The organism is Devosia lucknowensis (genome assembly GCF_900177655.1).
GTDB classification, from domain to species: Bacteria; Pseudomonadota; Alphaproteobacteria; order Rhizobiales; family Devosiaceae; genus Devosia; species Devosia lucknowensis.
The window spans coordinates 859,660-878,404 of sequence record NZ_FXWK01000001.1 but is presented as its reverse complement, the minus strand read 5'-3'; the positions used below and the strand labels follow the sequence as shown (position 1 = coordinate 878,404).

The following is an 18,745-nucleotide window of genomic DNA, read 5'->3' as shown; positions in this document are numbered from 1 at the left end:
CCATGACCGAATTCGTATTTCGCGACGACCCCTATGCCCGGACAACCGCATCCACGGTGCTCGGCGTGACCGACGACGGCCATATCCTGCTCGATCGCACGGTCTTCTATGCGACGTCGGGCGGGCAGCCAGGCGACAGCGGGCGGTTGGTCAGGCCGGATGGCAGCGCCATCGTGATCGCCGGAGCCATTCATCCCGGCGGCGACAAGACAACGATCGTCCATGTTCCGGCGGACGGACAGCCGCTACCGCATGCCGGTGAGACGGTGACGGCGGAAATCGACTGGGATCGTCGCTACCGGCTGATGCGCATGCATACGGCGCTGCACCTGCTTTCGGTCGCGCTTCCCTTTCCGGTGACCGGTGGGTCGATCGGCGAGGACAAGGGGCGCCTGGATTTCGACATGCCCGACCTTCCCGGTAATCTCGACGCCATCGAGCGGCATCTCAACGCCATGGTGGACGCCGATCATGCGGTGACCACAGAGTGGATCACGGATGCCGAAATGGAGGCCAAGGCAGACCTGATCAAAACCATGAAGGTGAAGCCGCCGATGGGCCAGGGCCGGGTGCGGCTGGTGCGGATCGGCGATGTCGACCTGCAACCGTGCGGTGGGACCCATGTGGCGCGGACCGGCGAGATCGGCCGGCTGACGATGGGAAAGATCGAGAACAAGGGCAAGCAGAACCGGCGCGTCAACCTGCTGTTCGCCTGACGGCGCCGGTCAGCGCACCGGGGGCGCGTAGAGAAGGCCGCCGTTGCCCCAGAGCGCATTCTGTCCCCGCAGCATGGCCGCGCCCGTCTGCGGGCCAAAATGGCGATCGTAAAGCTCGGAATAATTGCCCACGGCTCGGATGGCGTCGGCAAGGAATGTCGGGCGCAGACCCAGACCGACACCGAAATCGCCCTCGATGCCGAGAATGCGGCGCACGGCCGGCGTGCGGGCGGCAGACAGGGAATCGATATTGAGACTGGTCACGCCGACCTCTTCAGCGTTGATGAGCCCATAGATTGTCCAACGGACGATCTTGAACCACTGGTCGTCGTCGTTGCGGACGACGGGACCCAGAACTTCCTTGGAGATGCGCTCGGGAAGAATGCGATGCAGGTTGGGTTCGGGGAGTTCCCGGCGGATCGCCTGCAGCTGCCGGCCGGATGCCGAAATCGCCTGGCAGAGCCCTGCCCTATAGGCCGTGGCGAGATCGGCGACGTCTTCATAGGCGACGCTGCTGAAGCTGGTCTGATTGGAAAAGAAGAACTCGTTGAGCGCGTCGAGTTCCCCTGCACTATCGATGACGCAGATGCTGATATTGTCGAGTTCGTAGGCGGAGACCACACCCAGGGACTGAGGCACCAGGAAGGCCTGCCCATCGAAGAATGCCGGGGTCACATACTGCGCGCCGTAGCGCGTGTCGCGGCCCGTGGTCCAGGCGCCATTGCGCATGAGCACATCGACCGCCTCGGTCTGGAGGGGCGCGAAGCGGGCCTCGCCCCGGTAGGAGCGGAATTCGATCAGGTCTGGATTGCCGAACACCGAGGCTGCCAGAGCCCGGCACAGATCCACGTCGAAACCGGACCAGCGACCATCGACATCCTGCTGGGCGAAGCCAGCCAGAGGATTGGACGAACCGCAGATCAGGAAGCCACGCTCGCGCACGTCATCGATGGTGGCAGCCGCGCTGGGCTGTGCCGCCAGGCCGAAAAGGCTGGCAGCCAGAAGCAGGGCCGGCTTGATGAAATTGCGCAAAATCGAGACTTCCATTCTGCCGTCCATATTGGCAGCCATGAAAAAGGGGTCAAGCCGACACCGGCTCGACCCCCTGCTAATTTGTTTGGACGGCCTTTCGACCGGTCAGTGCAGAATCTGGCTCAGGAAGAGCTTGGTGCGTTCATGCTGCGGGTTGGAGAAGAACGCTTCCGGCTCGTTCTGCTCGATGATCTGGCCCTGATCCATGAAGATAACGCGGTTGGCGACCTGACGCGCGAAGCCCATTTCGTGGGTCACGCAGATCATGGTCATGCCGTCCTCGGCAAGGCTGATCATGACTTCGAGCACTTCCTTGACCATTTCAGGGTCAAGCGCCGACGTCGGCTCGTCGAACAGCATGATCTGGGGCTGCATGCAGAGCGACCGGGCAATGGCGACACGCTGCTGCTGGCCACCGGAAAGCTGCCCCGGATACTTGTTCGCCTGCTCGGGGATTTTCACCCGTTCGAGGTAGTGCATGGCGGTCGTCTCGGCCTCTGCCTTGGGAACGCCGCGCACCCAGATGGGCGCCAGGGTCAAGTTCTGCAGAATGGTCAGGTGGGGGAACAGATTGAAGTGCTGGAACACCATGCCGACTTCGCGGCGCACCTCATCGATGCGCTTGAGGTCGGCGGTCAGTTCCGTCCCATTGACGATGATCTGCCCTTCCTGATGCTCCTCGAGGCGGTTGATGCAGCGGATGAGCGTCGACTTGCCGGAGCCGGACGGCCCGGCGATGACAATGCGCTCGCCCTTCATCACCTTGAGGTTGATGTCGCGCAGGACGTGGAAGTCACCATACCACTTGTGCATGTTGATGACGTCGATGGCCACGTCGGTCTTGGAGACCTGCATATGGCTGGTGTCGATCTCGCGATCAACGGTGGTTTCGGAAACCTGAGACATTGAGCTACCTCTTGTAGCCAGTGTTGAGCCGGTGCTCCATGTAGATGGAGTAGCGAGACATGCCGAAGCAGAAGACCCAGAAGACCATGGCGGCGAAGATGTAGCCGGTGGTCGCCGTATTGGCAGACTGCCACTCGAGGGCGGAGTCGTTCTTGGTCTTGACCGCTTCGAGCAGGTCTTTCATGCCGACGATGTAGACGAGCGACGTGTCTTTGAACAAAGCAATGAAGTTGTTCACGATGCCCGGGATGACGTGCTTGAGCGCCTGGGGCAGGATGATGAACCACATCCGTTTCCAGTAGCCCAGGCCAAGAGACGCCGCCGCCTCGTATTGCCCGCGCGGAATTGCCTGCAGACCGCCGCGCACCACTTCGGCAACGTAGGCCGAGGTGAAGAGCGTCACGCCCACGAGCGCCCGCAGGAACTTGTCCACTGTCGTCCCCTGCGGCATGAACAGCGGCAGCATGATCGACGCCATGAACAGGATGGTGATCAGCGGCACCGCCCGGATCAGTTCGATGAAGGCCACGCAGACCGTCTTGATAATCGGCAATTGCGACTGCCTGCCGAGTGCCAGGATGACACCGAGCGGGAAGGACAGCGTGATGCCGACAACCGAGATGATGAGAGTGACCAGGAGGCCGCCCCATTTTTCGGTCGGGATTTCCCGCAGACCGAACACACCGCCTGCAAGCAGGAAGTAGGTGACGATCGGGTAGACCACGAGGAACAGGAAAGCGTTGGTCCGCTTGAACGGCACTTTCGGGATCAGCAGCGGCACCAGGAGCAGCGCTCCCAAGGCAAAGACGATGTTCGGCCGCCATTGCTCGGGGATGTCGTAAAAGCCGTAGATGAAGAACTCCATCTCCGACGCGATGTAGGCCCAGCAGGCGCCGGCATTTTCCATGCGGCACTCTTCCACCGTGCCATTGGGCCCGACGGCATTGCCGAAGAAGAAGCCGTAGAGCGGCGGAACGACCCAGAGCAGGAACAGGATGCCCAAAACCGTGAGTACCGTATCGACCGGGGTGGCAAAGAGGTTCTTGCGCATCCAGGCAACCGGCCCGCTGGTCCTCGAGGGGGCGGGTCGTGCATCCACCAGATCGGAGCGGACGTAACCAATATCTGTCATGGCAACCTCCTACCGTTCCACCAGCCGGACACGGCCGTTGTACCAGTTCATGATCGCCGACGTGAGCAGCGAGAGGATGAGATAGACCGCCATGGTGATGGCGATACACTCGATGGCCCTGCCGGTCTGATTGAGCGATGTCCCGGCAAACACATTGACGAGCTCGGGATAGCCGATAGCGGCGCCGAGCGACGAGTTCTTGGTGAGATTGAGGTACTGGCTGGTCAGCGGCGGAACGATGACGCGCATGGCCTGCGGCACGATGACGAGACGCAGGCGGTCATTGTCCTTGAGACCCAGAGACTGGGCCGCCTCGGTCTGTCCCTTGTTCACCGCAAGAATGCCGGCACGCACCGTCTCGGCGATGAAGGCCGCGGTGTAGATGGTGAGGCCGAAGGCCAGTGCCGCAAATTCCGGTGGAAGCTGGAGGCCGCCGCGGAAATTGAAACGCTCGAGCACGGGCGGTTCAAAAGCGACGCTGGCGCCGCTCACGATGAAGGTGAGCACGGTGATGCCGACGAGAAGCGCGATGGAGGTGAGGAATACCGGGAAACGCTGTCCCGTTGCTTCAAGCCTCTTCTTGGCCCAGCGGCGCAGCACGAAAACGGCCGCGATGGCGACGGCGATGCCGATCCACACCAACCCGAACTGCTCATCCGGGATCGGCTTGGGCACCATGATGCCGCGCTGATTGATAAAGGAATCGAACGGCAGCTGCAGGGATTCGCGGACCGAAGGCATGGCCTTGAGCACGGCGAAGTACCAGAAGAACAGCTGCAGCAGCAGCGGGATGTTGCGGATCACCTCGATGTAGACGGTGGCCAGCCTCGACACGATGAAGTTCGTGCTGAGGCGGGCAATGCCGATGGTGAAACCGAGAATGGTGGCAAAGAAGATGCCGATCGCAGCAACCAGCAAGGTATTGAGCAGCCCCACCACGAACGCTTCCCAATAATAGGAGGCGCGCGACCATGGCAGAAGCGAGAAACTGATATCGAAACCGGCCGTTCTCCAGAGGAAGTCGAAACCGGTGGTCTTGTTTTGCGCTGCGAGATTGGCCGCCGTATTCCCGATGATCCAGAAAATAAAGGCGACGAGCAGCGCGGCCACAACGATCTGATAGATGATCCCGCGGATCACCGGATCGTTGAAAAAATTGGCCCTTGGGGCAACTTTCTGCCCCGTGTCGAGTGTCGTCATAAGTGGCTGTCCCCTGGCCGCGATAAGCCCCTGACCACGCGCGAAAGCGTGTCAGTCGACAGAACAAAAAGCCCGGCGCTCCAAAGGGAGCGCCGGGTCAGTTTGATCAGATTAGCGGATCGGCGGAGCGTACTGGATGCCGCCATCACGCCACAGGGCGTTCAGGCCGCGCTCCAGGCCAATCGGGGTATCCGGACCGACGTGCTTGTCGTAGATCTCGGCGTAGTTGCCGACGAGCTTGACGATCTGGTAGCCCCAGTCGTTCTCGATGCCCAGCGGCGCACCGAATTCGCCCTCAACGCCCAGGAGGCGCTTGATCGACGGATTGTCAGAACCCAGCATCTCGTCGACATTGGCCGAGGTCACGCCCAGTTCTTCGGCTTCGAGAAGCGCGAAGTAGGTCCAGCGAGCGATGTTGAACCAGGTGGTGTCGCCAGCGCGAACCACCGGGCCGAGGGGCTCCTTGGAGATGATCTCGGGCAGAATGACGTGATCGTCGGGGTTGGCGAACTTGGAGCGTTCGGCAGCCAGAGCGGAGGAGTCGGTGGTGTAGACGTCGCAGCGGCCGTCTTCATAGGCCTTCACGACTTCGTCCTGGTCAACGAACACGACGGTGTTGAAGTCCATGCCGTTGGCAGCGAAGTAGTCGGCGGCGTTGAGCTCGGTGGTGGTACCGGACTCGATACAGATGGCGGCGCCGGAGAGATCCAGAGCGGACTCGATGCCGTCGGCCTCGCGGACCATGAAGCCCTGGCCGTCATAGAACATGGTGCCGACGAAGCTGATGCCGAGCTGGGTATCGCGGCTCATGGTCCAGGTCGTGGTCCGCGACAGGACATCGATTTCACCAGCGGACAGAGCGGTGAAACGCTCCTGGCTGGTCAGCGAGGTGTAGCGAACGGCGTCGGCATCCTTGAAGATGGCGGCAGCCATGGCACGGCAGAAGTCGACTTCGAGGCCGGTCCAGACGTTGTTGGAGTCCGGCGCGGAGAAGCCCGGAACACCGCCGGTCACGCCGCACTGAATATATCCCTTCGCCTTGACGTCATCGAGAATGGCCGCCTGGGCAGCCGTCGCGCCGAGGCCCAGCGAGGCCGCGACTGCGATCGATACGAGCGCTTTTTGCATTTATTTGCCTTTTTGTTTCCTGACCCTGTGTTTCGAAGCCAAACTAGGTCCCTCGGCTTCGAGAGCACCATCACCTTTGTGCGGTGATTTGGATGCTGCTAAGCATGCAAGCCTCTATTGCCTTTAACGTCAAGGGCCGAAGGGGCGTTGGGTCAGGAAACCTGTCTCTTTATTAGCCAAATGCCCCCAGTTGATTTCTTTTTGAGCACCGAGCCTAGTATGAATGATCACCAAACCGGCAATCCCAGCAATACTTCAATAGAGACGCTGCTGACCCACGCCGGACGATCGCCTGACGACCAGTTCGGCTTCGTCAACACTCCGGTCTATCGCGGGTCTACTGTTCTGTTCAAAACGCTGGCAGAACTCGACGCGCAATCGCAGCGTTTTCTTTATGGGCGCGCCGGCAACCCGACGACAGAATCGGTCGAGGCGGTGGTCACCGCCCTCGAGGGGGCGTATCGCACCAAGCTCGTCCCTTCGGGCCTGAGCGCAATCACCATCGCGCTGATGTCCTGCCTCAAGGCGGGAGACGACCTGCTGATCACGGACAGCGCCTATGAACCGGGCCGCAAGTTCGCCAACGGCTTCCTCGAGCGGATGGGCGTCACCACCCGCTATTACGATCCAAGGATCGGCGCAGGGCTTGCCGACCTGATGCTGCCCAACACGCGGGCGGTGCTGGCCGAAAGCCCGGGTTCTCTCACATTCGAGGTGCAGGACATTCCAGCCCTGGCTGCCGCTGCGCATGCCGGTGGCGCGCGCCTCATCGTCGACAACAGCTGGGCCAGTCCGCTTTATCTCAAGCCGCTCGCGCTGGGTGCCGACATCGTCGTGCATGCGGCGACCAAGATGTTCGTGGGCCATTCCGACGCCTTCGCCGGCACGATTTCGACCACGGAAGACGCCTGGGCCGATGTCGAGCGGATCCGCACGCTGCTGGGGTTCTTCACCTCCGGCGACGAAGCGTTTCTCGTGGCGCGCGGCCTCAAGACACTGGCGATCCGCATGAAGGAGCATCAGGAGCGCGCGCTGGAGATCGCAGCGTGGCTTGAGGAGCAGGACGAGGTGACGGCGGTGCTGCACCCTGCCCTGCCGAGCCACCCGGACCACCAGTTGTGGAAGCGTGACTTCACCGGATCGGGCAGCCTGTTCAGCTTCGTGGCCGCACCGGCGCGGCGCGAGGCGGTTGCCGCCTTCGTCGATCACCTCGAGCTCTTCACCATGGGCTTTTCCTGGGGCGGCTATGAAAGCCTGTGCCTGCCGGTGGCGATCAAGTCGGCGCGGACGGTGCAGCCCTGGAGCGATCCGGGCAACCTGTTCCGTCTGCATATCGGCTTCGAGGGCATCGAGGATCTCAAGGCCGATCTGGCAGCCGCGCTGGGCCGCTATTCGCGCGCGCGGTGAAACAGACGGCTCAGCCCATCGAGCGGCTTGAGCACCATTCGCCCGTCGGGCAACTGCGTGAAAAGCCAGTTGCGGCGGGCGAAGACGTTCCGCACCAGGTATGCCCCGAGCATGCCGACGAGAATGCCTGCAAAGACGTCCGTGGGGTAATGCATGCCCACGGGCACGCGCGATATGGCAACAACGATGCCGATCACCAGCAGCACCGGGAAGAGCGGCGGAAACAGGAAGCCAACCACGAAGGCGGTGCCCACCGCCGTGGCGGAATGGCCGCTGGGAAAGCTCTGAAAGGTCCAGTCGTTGAAGACGTTCTGAAACGAGAACGCGCCGACGTCGTCGAATTCCTGTGGACGCCCCCGACCGACAAGCCGTTTCAGAAGATTGGTGAAGAGGCCCGGCGCGCCGACACCGAGGAAGATGAAGGCCGAAATCATGGCCAGTTCGCCCGTCGCCTGCTTCCAGATGCCGGTCATGGGGAACATGGCGAGGCGGAGCAGAATCATCAGTGCGAGGCTCGGAATCAGCACCCAATCGGACAGGCCGTAGTCGGTGATGAAGAAAAACGGCGCGCGCCAGGTGTCTGGCCAAGCCATCGCACCGCGCGAGACCGCAACATCGACGCTGGCGAGAATGGCGAGGACCACGACGACGGCAACGAGGAAATATGGCCAGGAGCGACGGTCGAGGCCCAACGGCCAAGGCTTTTCGAGATCAAACATGGCGAACTTGTCCACTGGCGCGCGCAGTTTCGTCAAGTCGGGGTATGAGCGTGCAAGTGGCCTTGCCCTTTGCAGCCGAACAGGCTAACGGAAAGGCGCGATCTCGGAGTGTAGCTCAGCCTGGTAGAGCACCGGTTTTGGGAACCGGGGGTCCAAAGTTCGAATCTTTGTACTCCGACCATCGCGTTTGTTCCTGGCGCATCGGATCAACCGACAACCGCGTCGCGTTTTTCGGTCCGGTGCTGTGCATCGTGTTGAGGACTTTGCATGACCGCCCGTATCTATCGCCCAGCCCGCAATGCAATGCAGTCCGGCAAGGGCAAGTCCAAGCAATGGGTGCTGGTGCATGAGGCGACCTCGGCGCGCAGCATCGACCCGCTGATGGGCTATACGAGCAGCTCGGACATGAGCCAGCAGATTCGCCTGTCCTTCGAGACGCTGGAAGAAGCCGAGGCCTATGCGCAGCGCAACGGCATTCCCTATTCGGTGCAGCCGGCCCATGATGCCACCCCCAAGCGCGTGAGCTATCCGGACAATTTCCGTTCTGATCGAAAGACCCCCTGGACCCACTAAGGTTCCGTTCATCGTGATGCATTCGGGCGCCGCAAGACATTGCGGCGCTTTGTTTATTGGCGGTACGATGCGACATCGACCACCAGGAAACAAACATGCTGTCTCGTTTGCTTTTTGGCCTGATGGCCTGCCTTGCCCCCACCGTACCCGCGCTGGCCGCCCCTGCCCTCTGGCAGGTCAGCGACGAGGATAGCTCGGTCTGGCTCTTCGGTTCGGTGCACATGCTGCGGGCCGATACCGAGTGGCGCAGTTCGGCTTTCGAGAAGGTCATGTCCAAGGTGGACAAGGTCTATTTCGAGACCGATATCGGCCCCGAAGCACAAATGCTGATCACGCCGCTGACCTTCGAGCTGGGCTTCAACCGGGACGGTACGCTGCTGAGCGAGATCGTGGGGCCGAAGCTGACCCGGCGCGTGCGCGAAGCGGCAGCGCTCTACAACATCCCGATGGCTTCGCTGCTCACCATGAAGCCATGGATGGCCGCGACGACGTTGTCGATGGGCCCGCTGATGTATTCCGGCTTTGACGCGGCGCTGGGCGTGGAGTCCGTGCTGCTGGCCGAACTCCCGCGCGAGCGCCAGGGCTTCCTCGAAACCGCCGAAGAACAATTGGGATTTCTCGCCGGCGGCACGACGGACGAACAGATCAGCATGCTGCGCGCCACCCTCGATACGCTCGACGTCATGGAAAGCGACATCGACGAGATGGTCGCGGCCTGGGCGGCCGGCCAGCCAGAGGAACTGGGGGCGGTGTTTGCCGAACAGATGGGTGGCTATGACGAGGGCATGGTCGAGCTGCTGATCGACGAGCGCAACCACAACTGGGTGGAGCAGATCGAACAGATGCTGGCCGAGAACGAGAGCGCCCTGCTGGTCGTTGGCGCAGCGCATCTCGCGGGCGACGTCAGCGTCGTCAAGCTGCTGGAAGACCGAGGCTTTTCGAGCCGGCGCGTGCAATAGAAAAGGCCGGCGGCTTTCGCCACCGGCCCTCATGTCCCAGTCGGACGATCAGACTTCCGAGAAGCGGGTCCACTTCGCGTCGTTCTGGCTCGACTTCACCGATGCGGTAATGAACTGCATGCCCTCGATACCATCGGCCATGGTCGGAAGAAGGCTCTCATAGTCGCCACCATCGCCGCGGATGACCGCAGCGAACTGGCTGTAGAGCGTAGCGAAGGCCTCGAGATAACCTTCCGGATGACCCGACGGAATGCGGACGTTCATCGAGGCGGCCGGCGGGACCGAGATGGAGCCGCCGCGGGTGAGCAGCTGGCGCGGCTTGCCGAACTCGGTGAACCACATGTAGTTCGGGTTTTCCTGGCTCCACTCAAGGCCGCCCTTGTCGCCGTAGACCCTTAGCTGCAGGCCGTTTTCCTTGCCGACGGCGACCTGGCTGGCCCAGAGCATGCCCTTTGCGCCGCCTTCGAAGCGCAGCATGATATGCACGTTGTCGTCGAGCTGGCGGCCGGGCACGAAGGCTGTCAGGTCGGCCGAGACGGCATCGGTCTTGAGACCGGTGACGAAGCGGAGCAGGTTGTAGGCGTGGGTGCCGATATCGCCGATGCAGCCGCCGGCGCCGGAGCGCGCCGGATCGGTCCGCCAGGCGGCCTGCTTGTTATCTTCGTCGGCGGCTTCAGTGAGCCAATCCTGGGCATATTCGGCCTGGACGACGCGGAGCTTGCCGAGGGCGCCAGAGGCCACCAGTTCACGGGCCTGACGGATCAGCGGATAGCCGGTGTAGTTATGCGTCAGCAGGAACTTCGCGCCGTTTTTCGGCTGGATGTCCAGAAGCTTGCGTGCGTCATCGAGTGACGACGTGATCGGCTTGTCGCAGATGACGTGGATGCCGGCTTCAAGAAATGCCTTGGCGGGGCCGAAATGCATGTGATTGGGCGTGACGATGGAGACAGCCTGGATACCGTCCGGGCGGGCTGCTTCCTTCTGGGCCATTTCCTCGTAGGAGGTGTATATGCGGTCATCGGCAAGGCCGAGATTCTTGCCGGACTCCCTGGCGACTTCAGGGCGCGAGGAGAGCGCCCCGGCGACCAGCTCGTAATCGCCGTCGAGTCGCGAAGCAATGCGGTGGACGTAGCCGATGAAGGCTCCGGTGCCGCCGCCGACCATGCCCAGACGGATTGGTTTTGCGCCATTTTCGGCCATGTTAGTTCTCCCTGTTCCTTGCTCCCCCATCAATCGTCACCACCGGGCTTGCCCCGGTGGTCCATGGATTGCCCGGACAAGCCGGGCAATGACGAGGCAGGGAGCTATCAGATTTTACGACAGACCCAGCATCTTGCGATTGGCCGCCTGATCGGTTCCGCCGCTGGCGAAATCGTCAAAGGCCTTTTCGGTCACGCGAATGATGTAGCTCTGGATGAGCTCGGCGCCTTCACGCGCACCATCTTCCGGATGCTTGAGCGCGCATTCCCATTCGAGGACGGCCCAGCCCTTGAAATCGTTGGCGGCCATCTTGGCGAAGATCGCCGGGAAATCGACCTGACCATCGCCGATGGAGCGGAAGCGCCCTGCCCGCTCGACCCAGGACTGGAAGCCGCCATAGACACCCTGGCGACCGGTCGGATTGAACTCGGCATCCTTCACGTGGAAGGCCTTGATGCGATCCTTGTAGATGTCGATGTAGTCGAGATAGTCGAGCTGCTGCAGGACGAAGTGGCTCGGATCATAAAGCAGGTTGGCGCGCGGATGGTTCTTCACGCGGTCCAGGAACATCTCGTAGGAGACGCCGTCGTGCAGGTCTTCGCCGGGGTGGATCTCGTAGCAGACGTCGACGCCGGCTTCGTCGAAGGCATTGAGGATCGGCGTCCAGCGGCGCGCGAGTTCGTCAAAGGCTTCCTCGACAAGACCGGCAGGGCGCTGCGGCCACGGGTAAATGTAGGGCCACGCGAGCGAACCGGAGAAGGTAGCGTGGGCATTGAGACCCAGGTTCTGCGAGGCCTTGGCGGCGTTGAGCATGGTCTGGACAGCCCATTCCTGACGCGCCTTGGGATTGCCATGCACGGAGGACGGCGCGAAGCCGTCGAAGGCGGTGTCGTAGGCCGGGTGAACGGCGACGAGCTGGCCCTGAAGGTGGGTCGAAAGCTCGGTGATCTCAAGGCCGTGACTGTTCACGATGCCCTTGATCTCGTCGGAATAAGTCTTGGAATTGGCAGCCTTTTCCAGATCGATAAAGCTTGAAACCCAGGTCGGGATCTGCACGCCCTTGTAGCCCAGGCCTGCAGCCCAGCGGCAAATATTGTCCAGCGTGTCGAAAGGTGCCTTGTCGCCAGCGAACTGCGCCAGGAAAATAGCGGGACCCTTGATTGTCGTAGCCATAGGTTTCTCCTCTGTCGGCCCCGTAGCCGCCTTGAGCCGGGGCTCCTATTCGTAAAGCAGGGCGACGATCGCTCGCCGCCCTGACATGTTAGGCAACAATCTTGACCGGCACAGGTCGCCTGTCAATGATGTACGTCCATCAGGCCTTGAGAAGAGCCCGAGCCTCGTCGATGCCGAGAGCACGCGGCCGCTCGCAGGTGGTCTGCAGCGTCAGAACCTCGCCGGTCTCGCCCGCCTTGAGCAGGCCGGTCATGACTTCAACGACATGGAGCGCGACATCGAGACCGCAGCGTGCCGTCTGGCCGCTGTCATGCGATATCATCATGTCGGCCAGACCTGCACACCGATAGTTGGCGCGCGGGATGGGCTGATCAAGGCCCTGGTTGGGCTTGCCGAAGGGGTGATCCCACGGCGTGACCGGGGTCCGCGTGCCATCGAGCGAAGCCGTGACCAGATCGCCGCCGAAGAAGTTCGGATCGGGTACGAAGATCGAACCGTCGGTGCCGTAGAGCTCGATATTGTGGTGGCCATGGGCTGCCACGTCCCAGCTGGCGCCGATGGTGACGATGGCGCCGTTGTGGAACTCGAGAATGCCATGGATCGTGGTCGGGGTGCCGACCTTGACGATGCTGCCCTTGTTCGGGCCCTCGGCGGTCACGACGCGCTCGTTGCGGGCCATGTTGGTGAAGGCCGACAGCTTCTTGACCGGGCCAAGCAGGTGCACGAGATCGGTAATGTAGTAAGGGCCGAGATCGAGGATCGGACCACCGCCGGGCTGGAAGAAGAAGTCCGGATTGGGGTGCCAGTGTTCCATGCCGCGGCTCATGACGTGGGTGGTGCCGCTCATGATCTTGCCGAGCTTGCCCGAGTCGATGATCTCACGGGCCTGCTGGTGCGCGCCACCGAGGAAGGTGTCGGGGGCCGAACCGACCTTGAGGCCACGTTCGTCCGCGGCCTTCTTCAGCGACAGGCCTTCATCGATGCTCAGAACGAAGGGCTTTTCCGAGTAGGAATGCTTGCCGGCCGAGATGATGTCCATCGACACCCGATAGTGCGCCGCCGGAACGGTCAGATTGACGATGACGTCGATCTCGCTGTTCTTGAGCAGTTCATCGGGGGTCTGTGCCGCGACGTTGAATTCGTCGGCGCGGCGCTTGGCGGCTTCCGGAACGATGTCCGCAACCGCGCGGACTTCGAGGCCCTTGAAAAGCGGCGCGAGGCCGAGATAGGCGGCAGAGATATTGCCGGCACCCATGATGCCGACGCCATAGGTCTTTGCCATCTTAAACCCCGTAGCTCTTGAGAGCGGCCGCGGCATTGCGCGCGAAGCGAATGGCATCGCTCGGCTTGTCGTGCTCGGCGACGAAGTATTTCGCCTTGGTCTTGGCCTTGATCTGGTTGATGTAGTTCGGCCAGTCCAGCGTGCCGGTGCCGACATCGGCCCAACCGTCTTCGTCGAGCTTTTCACCGGCGGGCGCGATGTCCTTGACGTGCACGGCGGTGATGCGGCTGCCCAGCTTGTCGATCCAGTACAGCGGATCTTCGTTGGCACGGATGACCCAGGCGAGGTCCATTTCCCACTGCGTGTCGGGCGACGCGTCGAGGATCAGTTCCATCGGCGTCTTGCCGTTGGCGTCCTTGACGAATTCCCAGTGATGATTGTGGTAGCCAAAACCCTTGCCGGCAGCCTTGAAGGCAGCGGCGATCCTGGCGAGCCCTTCAGCAAATTCAGCCCAGTTGCCGGTGCCGTTGCGATAATCCTCGGACGGCGGCGCGGGGCAATAAACGGTCTGGATGCCCACCTGATCAACGATCTTGAGGGCAGCGTCGGTATCCTCGAGCTGGCCATAGCCCATATGGGCGGTCGGCATGCTCAGACCAGCGTTCCTGAGGCTCTGCGCCAAAGCGGCGGGATCGGCGAACTGGCCGCCCCAACCTTCGACCTGGGTATAGCCAAGACCCGCGAGCGTCTTGAGGGTTTCGTCCAGCGACGCTTCGTTGCGTGCACTGTAAAGCTGGTAGGAGAAGTCCATTATCGGCCTCGTCTATGGTGTTGGAATGCGGCCCCGCAGTCCGGGTCGGAAGTAGACACTTGCCGCGCCTGAGTCACGCAGCCTGGTCAGGCCTGCCACCGCAAAGGTAAGTTCTCGCCGTCGGCGAAGGCGAACGGCGCCCCTGAGGGCGCCGTCAATCAATGTAGAGCCTAGAGGCGGCTTTCCGTGGCAGCGTCGAACAGGGAGCCGCGGGCAATGTCGAACCCGACGGTGACCTTGTCGCCTGCATGGAGCGGAATGTCGCTCGAGCAGCGGAAGGTGACCGGAATGCCGGCAACCTTGGTCCAGGCCAGGGTTTCCGAGCCCATCGGTTCCACGATTTCGATTTCCGCTTCAGTGCGGAACGGCATGTTCGCCGCGGCATCGCCGAGCAGGATGTGCTCCGGACGGACGCCGAGCACGGCCTTGGAGGCGCCACCGCGTGCAGCCAGGAAGTCGTAGTCACCCACGGGAATGCGGGTGCCGTCATTGGCCGTGAAGGTTTGGCCTTCGAGCGTGCCTTCGATGAAATTCATCGAGGGCGAACCAATGAAGCCGGCGACGTAGAGATTGACCGGCTTGTTGTAGATGGTTGCCGGATCGGCCAGCTGCTGAATGACACCATTCTTCATGATGGCAATACGGTCGGCCAGGGTCAGAGCCTCGATCTGGTCGTGAGTCACGTAGATCATGGTGTTCTTGAGGCGCTGGTGCAGGCGCTTGATCTCGACGCGCAGGTCCGAGCGGAGCTTGGCGTCGAGGTTGGACAGCGGCTCGTCGAACAGGAACACGTCCACGTCCCGCACCAGAGCGCGGCCGATGGCGACGCGCTGACGCTGGCCGCCCGAGAGGTTGGCCGGCTTGCGCTGCAGGAGCGGCTCGATCTGCAGGATTTCGGCAGCACGCTTCACGCGCTTGTCGATTTCCGCCTTGGGCATGCCGGACACGCGGAGGCCGAAGGAGAGGTTTCGCTCGACCGACATCTGCGGATAGAGGGCATAGGACTGGAACACCATGCCGATGCCGCGGTTCTTGGGCTCTTCCCAGGTGACGTTCTTACCCGAGATGAAGATCTGGCCATCGGAAACGTCCAGGAGGCCGGCGATGCAGTTGAGCAAGGTCGACTTGCCGCAACCAGAGGGCCCGAGCAGCACGATGAATTCGCCCTGGGCGATGTCGAGGTTCAGGTGTTCGAGAACCTTCACATTGCCGAAGTTGAGCGAGAGATCGCGAATGGAAACGCTGTGTTGCATTGGATTACCCCTTGACCGCACCGGCGGCAACGCCGCGGACGAACCACTTGCCGGAGATGAAATAGACTGTAAGCGGCACGAGGCCAGTGAGAACGGTGGCGGCCATGTTCACGTTGTATTCGGGCGTGCCCTGGGCCGAATTGACGATGTTGTTGAGCTGAACGGTCATCGGATAGTTCTGCGTGCCGGCGAAGACGACGCCGAACAGGAAGTCGTTCCAGATACCGGTCACCTGCAGGATGATCGCAACCACGAAGATCGGCAGCGACATGGGAAGCATGATCTCGAAGAAGATGCGCCAGAACCCTGCCCCATCGACGCGTGCGGCCTTGAACAATTCCTGCGGCAGCGACGCAAAGTAATTGCGGAACAGCAGGGTCAGGATCGGCATGCCGAAGACGGTGTGGATGAGAATGACGGCCTGCAGAGTGCCGAAAATCTTGAGTTCGCGGGTGATCATCACCAGCGGATAGAGCATCACCTGATAGGGGATGAACGAGCCGAAGATGAGGATGGCGAAGAAGACTTCCGAACCCTTGAAGCGCCAGTTGACCAGGGCATAGCCGTTGATCGCCGCAATGAAGATCGACACGATCGTGGACGGGATGGTGATCTTGACCGAGTTCCAGAAACCGGGCGCCAGACCATTGCAGTTGAGGCCGGTACAGGCGCTGCTCCACGCCTTGACCCAGGCGTCGAAATTCGGCGCGGTCGGCAGGGCGAAGATGTTGCCGAAGCGGATTTCCGGCATGCCCTTGAGCGATGTGGTGAGCATCACATAGAGCGGGAACAGGTAGTAGAGCGAGAAGAAGACCAGAGCCGTATAGAGAATGATCTTGCGGGGTGTGAAGAAGGGCTTGGGCCGTGGGCCGCGCGCTTCGTTGGCGCCGGTCGCAACGGGCGTACCGGCGGGAATGGTGGCGGTCATGCTCATGTGCGACGGCCCTTTCCGCCGAATTCCAGATAGGCCCACGGGATCATGATGATGAGAACGGTCAGCAGCATCATGGTGGCGCCGGCCAGACCCTGGCCGATATTGCCGCCCGAGAACATGTAGTTGAAGACGTATTTGGCGGGTACTTCCGAGGAGATGCCGGGCCCGCCATTGGTGAGCGCCACGACAAGGTCGTAGAGACGGACGATGCCGGAACCGATGATGACGATGGCGGTAATGAGGACGCCGCGCATCATGGGCAGAACGATCGAGACATAGGTGCGCCAGGTGGGAATGCCGTCGACCTTGGCAGCCTTCCAGACTTCCTCGTCAACACCACGCAGACCGGCGAGCATCAGCACCATGCAGAAGCCCGTGCCGTGCCAGAGACCGGCGATCAACAGGGCGAACAGCACCATGCGGGGATTGGCGATCCAGTCGAAGGTGAAGCCTGTCCAGCCCAAATTGCGCAAGGTACCCTGAAGGCCCAGTGTCGGGTTCATGATCCACTGCCAGACCAGGCCCGTCACGATGAACGAGAGGGCGAAGGGATAGAGCATGATGGTGCGGAAGGCGCTTTCGAAGCGGATCTTCTGATCGATCAGAACGGCCAGGATGAAGCCGATGACCAGCGTGAAGACCAGCGACATCGAGCCATAGGCCACGAGGTTCCAGACCGAAACGTTCCAGCGCGAGGTCGCGAACAGGCGCTCGTACTGGTCGAAGCCGACGAACTTGCCGGTCGGCAGGAGCCTCGAATTGGTGAAGGAGTAGTAGATCGTCCAGATCGTACAGCCCACGAAAACCACCAGAACGGTGATCACCATCGGCAGTGCAGCAATCTTGGCGGGCAAGTTGTGTAGAAGGATTCTGTTGAGCAGGCCGGGGCGAGATACCCTCGTCGCGCCCGCTTCCAGAGGAACGGCAGTGTCCGCCATAAGTCTCTCCAAGAGATTGTGGCCGACCTTGTCGAGCAAGGCCGACCACTGATTTCAAAGGCGGGAGCGTGCTCCCGCCAGACTTGTCGGGATCTTAGTCAGCCGATTCAATGATCGAAGCATAACGCTCGATGTAGTCATCGACGGTGATGCTGTCGTCATCGAGGAACTCGGTGTTGAGATCCTGGGTCTGCTGCTGGGTGTCGCTGGAGAGCGCGAAGTCACCCGAGGGGAGCAGGCCGTTGTCGAGAAGCGCGATGGCCTTCTGCATGCATGCGTTGGCGCCCGACAGGTCGATGTCGGTACGGATCGGCATGGAGCCCTTGACCATGTTGAACTTGAGCTGGGCTTCAGGCGAGATCAGGATACGAGCAAGCTGCTCCTGAGCTTCGATGACAGCCGGGTCGGTGCCTTCCGGCAGGACCGGGAAGTAGAACGAGTCGCCGCCGCCGGTCAGCTGAGTGCCGAGGCCGAGAGCCGGGAGACATTCATAGTCTTCGCCGGGGACGCCGCCTGCGATCTGCAGATCGCCAGCGAGCCAGTCGCCGTGGATGTTGCCGGCAGCAGTGCCTTCGAGAAGCTGGTTGCCGACGTCACCGAAGGAGGGAACCATGGTTTCGGGCGAGATGACCTTGCGCAGCTGGTCGAGCGCTTCGGCAACCTTGCGGAACTCCGGACCACGGACGGCTTCGGCATCCTTGTCGCGGTTGATGGCGAGGACGAGATCCGAACCACCGATGCCGTTCATGAGAACGCCCGGGATGCCCGAGAAGGGCCAGCCAGTGGCGAGACCGAAGGGCAGGATGCCTGCTTCTTCGAGAGCCGGCCAGGAGGCGACATACTCATCCCAGTTGGTCGGAACCGGCTGGCCGATCTTTTCGTAGGCAGCGGTGGAGAGCCACAGCCAGTCCCACGAGTGGATGTTGATCGGCAGACAGTAGAGACCGCCTTCGTAACGGCAGGGCTCGAGCAGGGTCGGATCAACGTAGAAGCTGTCCAGATCCATGTCAGCAACGACGTCGGTCAGGTCGCGCATCAGGCCAGCCTGGATGAGCTCCTCGGCATCACGGCCGGTGTTCATCTGGGTGGCGCCCATCGGATCGCCGCCGATGATGCGGCTGATGATGACCGGGTTTGCGCCCGTGCCGGAACCGGCCAGCGCGGAGTCGACCCAGTTGTTGCCGGTTTCTTCTTCGAAGACCTTGGCGAACTCGGCGATAGCAGCGGCTTCACCAGCCGACGTCCACCAGTGCGTCACTTCCAGATCCACAGCGTAAGCAGACGTGGAGCCGAGGAAAGCGGTTGCCATTGCGGCAACCACTGCAAACTTTTTCATAGGTAGTCCTCCCAACGAACACGAGGGGCGTAGCACCCCAGTGATGCACCGGCCGCATGGCTGCTCCTCTCTCAGGACATCCCGCGACCGTGTGTAATCGATTGCA

The 18,745-nt window shown here is 61.7% G+C and carries 18 protein-coding genes and 1 tRNA gene; 5 read left to right on the top strand and 14 right to left on the bottom strand.

Annotated features, from left to right (window positions below; all coding sequences use genetic code 11):
* Positions 1-2 precede the first annotated feature (2 nt).
* A complete protein-coding gene (locus tag CCK88_RS04130; RefSeq protein ID WP_086469252.1) occupies positions 3-716 on the top strand; it encodes an alanyl-tRNA editing protein in 714 nt (237 codons plus the stop codon).
* 9 nt (positions 717-725) lie between these two features.
* On the opposite strand, the gene CCK88_RS04125 is transcribed toward CCK88_RS04130, so the two are convergent.
* From CCK88_RS04125 to CCK88_RS04105, 5 genes are all read right to left on the bottom strand, one after another.
* Positions 726-1,763, bottom strand: a complete 1,038-nt coding sequence (locus CCK88_RS04125; protein WP_170926345.1) for a transporter substrate-binding domain-containing protein — start codon at positions 1,761-1,763, stop codon at positions 726-728.
* Between the two features lie 90 nt (positions 1,764-1,853).
* Entirely contained in the window at positions 1,854-2,654 is an 801-nt protein-coding gene (locus CCK88_RS04120; RefSeq protein WP_086469250.1) for an amino acid ABC transporter ATP-binding protein, read from the bottom strand.
* Positions 2,655-2,658: 4 nt separating this feature from the next.
* A complete protein-coding gene (locus CCK88_RS04115) occupies positions 2,659-3,786 on the bottom strand; it encodes an amino acid ABC transporter permease (RefSeq protein ID WP_086469249.1) in 1,128 nt (375 codons plus the stop codon).
* 9 nt (positions 3,787-3,795) lie between these two features.
* Positions 3,796-4,986: an amino acid ABC transporter permease gene (locus CCK88_RS04110; RefSeq protein ID WP_086469248.1), complete on the bottom strand. Its 1,191-nt coding sequence runs from the start codon at positions 4,984-4,986 to the stop codon at positions 3,796-3,798.
* 111 nt (positions 4,987-5,097) lie between these two features.
* Complete coding sequence (locus CCK88_RS04105; protein ID WP_086469247.1) at positions 5,098-6,114, bottom strand: amino acid ABC transporter substrate-binding protein; 1,017 nt, start codon at positions 6,112-6,114, stop codon at positions 5,098-5,100.
* Positions 6,115-6,333: 219 nt separating this feature from the next.
* Between CCK88_RS04105 and metC the strand changes: the two genes are divergently transcribed.
* The gene (metC, locus tag CCK88_RS04100) at positions 6,334-7,521 is read left to right on the top strand and encodes a cystathionine beta-lyase (protein ID WP_086469246.1); all 1,188 of its coding nucleotides are present in this window, start codon (positions 6,334-6,336) and stop codon (positions 7,519-7,521) included.
* Here the strand turns inward: metC and CCK88_RS04095 are convergent.
* Positions 7,503-8,240 (bottom strand): phosphatase PAP2 family protein, encoded by a 738-nt coding sequence (locus CCK88_RS04095; RefSeq protein ID WP_140048880.1) that lies wholly within the window; start codon positions 8,238-8,240, stop codon positions 7,503-7,505. The genes metC and CCK88_RS04095 overlap by 19 nt on opposite strands.
* A gap of 104 nt (positions 8,241-8,344) precedes the next feature.
* Here CCK88_RS04095 and CCK88_RS04090 point away from each other — a divergent pair.
* The 3 genes from CCK88_RS04090 (at position 8,345) to CCK88_RS04080 (ending at position 9,772) form a co-directional block, all read left to right on the top strand.
* Positions 8,345-8,421, top strand: a tRNA-Pro gene (locus CCK88_RS04090).
* A gap of 86 nt (positions 8,422-8,507) precedes the next feature.
* Positions 8,508-8,813, top strand: a complete 306-nt coding sequence (locus tag CCK88_RS04085; protein WP_086469244.1) for an ETC complex I subunit — start codon at positions 8,508-8,510, stop codon at positions 8,811-8,813.
* 95 nt (positions 8,814-8,908) lie between these two features.
* Entirely contained in the window at positions 8,909-9,772 is an 864-nt protein-coding gene (locus tag CCK88_RS04080; protein ID WP_086469243.1) for a TraB/GumN family protein, read from the top strand.
* Between the two features lie 48 nt (positions 9,773-9,820).
* Here CCK88_RS04080 and CCK88_RS04075 read toward each other — a convergent pair whose 3' ends face one another.
* The 8 genes from CCK88_RS04075 to CCK88_RS04040 form a co-directional block, all read right to left on the bottom strand.
* Positions 9,821-10,972 carry a Gfo/Idh/MocA family protein gene (locus tag CCK88_RS04075; RefSeq protein WP_086469242.1) on the bottom strand — a complete coding sequence of 384 codons (1,152 nt, stop codon included), beginning with the start codon at positions 10,970-10,972 and terminating at the stop codon, positions 9,821-9,823.
* A 114-nt stretch (positions 10,973-11,086) separates the two neighbouring features.
* Positions 11,087-12,145 carry a sugar phosphate isomerase/epimerase family protein gene (locus tag CCK88_RS04070; RefSeq protein WP_086469241.1) on the bottom strand — a complete coding sequence of 353 codons (1,059 nt, stop codon included), beginning with the start codon at positions 12,143-12,145 and terminating at the stop codon, positions 11,087-11,089.
* A gap of 139 nt (positions 12,146-12,284) precedes the next feature.
* Positions 12,285-13,427, bottom strand: coding sequence for a Gfo/Idh/MocA family protein (locus CCK88_RS04065; protein WP_086469240.1), 1,143 nt, complete (start codon positions 13,425-13,427; stop codon positions 12,285-12,287).
* A 1-nt stretch (position 13,428) separates the two neighbouring features.
* Positions 13,429-14,178 carry a sugar phosphate isomerase/epimerase family protein gene (locus CCK88_RS04060; RefSeq protein ID WP_086469239.1) on the bottom strand — a complete coding sequence of 250 codons (750 nt, stop codon included), beginning with the start codon at positions 14,176-14,178 and terminating at the stop codon, positions 13,429-13,431.
* A 170-nt stretch (positions 14,179-14,348) separates the two neighbouring features.
* Entirely contained in the window at positions 14,349-15,431 is a 1,083-nt protein-coding gene (locus tag CCK88_RS04055) for an ABC transporter ATP-binding protein (RefSeq protein ID WP_086469238.1), read from the bottom strand.
* Between the two features lie 4 nt (positions 15,432-15,435).
* Positions 15,436-16,359, bottom strand: a complete 924-nt coding sequence (locus tag CCK88_RS04050) for a carbohydrate ABC transporter permease (protein ID WP_244557496.1) — start codon at positions 16,357-16,359, stop codon at positions 15,436-15,438.
* Positions 16,360-16,361: 2 nt separating this feature from the next.
* Positions 16,362-17,303 carry a carbohydrate ABC transporter permease gene (locus CCK88_RS04045; protein WP_086470799.1) on the bottom strand — a complete coding sequence of 314 codons (942 nt, stop codon included), beginning with the start codon at positions 17,301-17,303 and terminating at the stop codon, positions 16,362-16,364.
* A 94-nt stretch (positions 17,304-17,397) separates the two neighbouring features.
* Positions 17,398-18,639, bottom strand: coding sequence for an ABC transporter substrate-binding protein (locus CCK88_RS04040; RefSeq protein WP_086469236.1), 1,242 nt, complete (start codon positions 18,637-18,639; stop codon positions 17,398-17,400).
* Positions 18,640-18,745: the final 106 nt, after the last annotated feature.

Coding starts and splice junctions, on each gene's coding strand:
- CCK88_RS04060 (WP_086469239.1), bottom strand. CDS start 14,178: ATGGACTTCTCCTACCAGCTTTACAGTGCACGCAACGAAGCGTCGCTG.
- CCK88_RS04065 (WP_086469240.1), bottom strand. CDS start 13,427: ATGGCAAAGACCTATGGCGTCGGCATCATGGGTGCCGGCAATATCTCT.
- CCK88_RS04080 (WP_086469243.1), top strand. CDS start 8,909: ATGCTGTCTCGTTTGCTTTTTGGCCTGATGGCCTGCCTTGCCCCCACC.
- CCK88_RS04075 (WP_086469242.1), bottom strand. CDS start 10,972: ATGGCCGAAAATGGCGCAAAACCAATCCGTCTGGGCATGGTCGGCGGC.
- metC (WP_086469246.1), top strand. CDS start 6,334: ATGAATGATCACCAAACCGGCAATCCCAGCAATACTTCAATAGAGACG.
- CCK88_RS04045 (WP_086470799.1), bottom strand. CDS start 17,303: ATGGCGGACACTGCCGTTCCTCTGGAAGCGGGCGCGACGAGGGTATCT.
- CCK88_RS04105 (WP_086469247.1), bottom strand. CDS start 6,114: ATGCAAAAAGCGCTCGTATCGATCGCAGTCGCGGCCTCGCTGGGCCTC.
- CCK88_RS04110 (WP_086469248.1), bottom strand. CDS start 4,986: ATGACGACACTCGACACGGGGCAGAAAGTTGCCCCAAGGGCCAATTTT.
- CCK88_RS04095 (WP_140048880.1), bottom strand. CDS start 8,240: ATGTTTGATCTCGAAAAGCCTTGGCCGTTGGGCCTCGACCGTCGCTCC.
- CCK88_RS04130 (WP_086469252.1), top strand. CDS start 3: ATGACCGAATTCGTATTTCGCGACGACCCCTATGCCCGGACAACCGCA.
- CCK88_RS04125 (WP_170926345.1), bottom strand. CDS start 1,763: ATGGAAGTCTCGATTTTGCGCAATTTCATCAAGCCGGCCCTGCTTCTG.
- CCK88_RS04115 (WP_086469249.1), bottom strand. CDS start 3,786: ATGACAGATATTGGTTACGTCCGCTCCGATCTGGTGGATGCACGACCC.
- CCK88_RS04070 (WP_086469241.1), bottom strand. CDS start 12,145: ATGGCTACGACAATCAAGGGTCCCGCTATTTTCCTGGCGCAGTTCGCT.
- CCK88_RS04120 (WP_086469250.1), bottom strand. CDS start 2,654: ATGTCTCAGGTTTCCGAAACCACCGTTGATCGCGAGATCGACACCAGC.
- CCK88_RS04050 (WP_244557496.1), bottom strand. CDS start 16,359: ATGACCGCCACCATTCCCGCCGGTACGCCCGTTGCGACCGGCGCCAAC.
- CCK88_RS04040 (WP_086469236.1), bottom strand. CDS start 18,639: ATGAAAAAGTTTGCAGTGGTTGCCGCAATGGCAACCGCTTTCCTCGGC.
- CCK88_RS04085 (WP_086469244.1), top strand. CDS start 8,508: ATGACCGCCCGTATCTATCGCCCAGCCCGCAATGCAATGCAGTCCGGC.
- CCK88_RS04055 (WP_086469238.1), bottom strand. CDS start 15,431: ATGCAACACAGCGTTTCCATTCGCGATCTCTCGCTCAACTTCGGCAAT.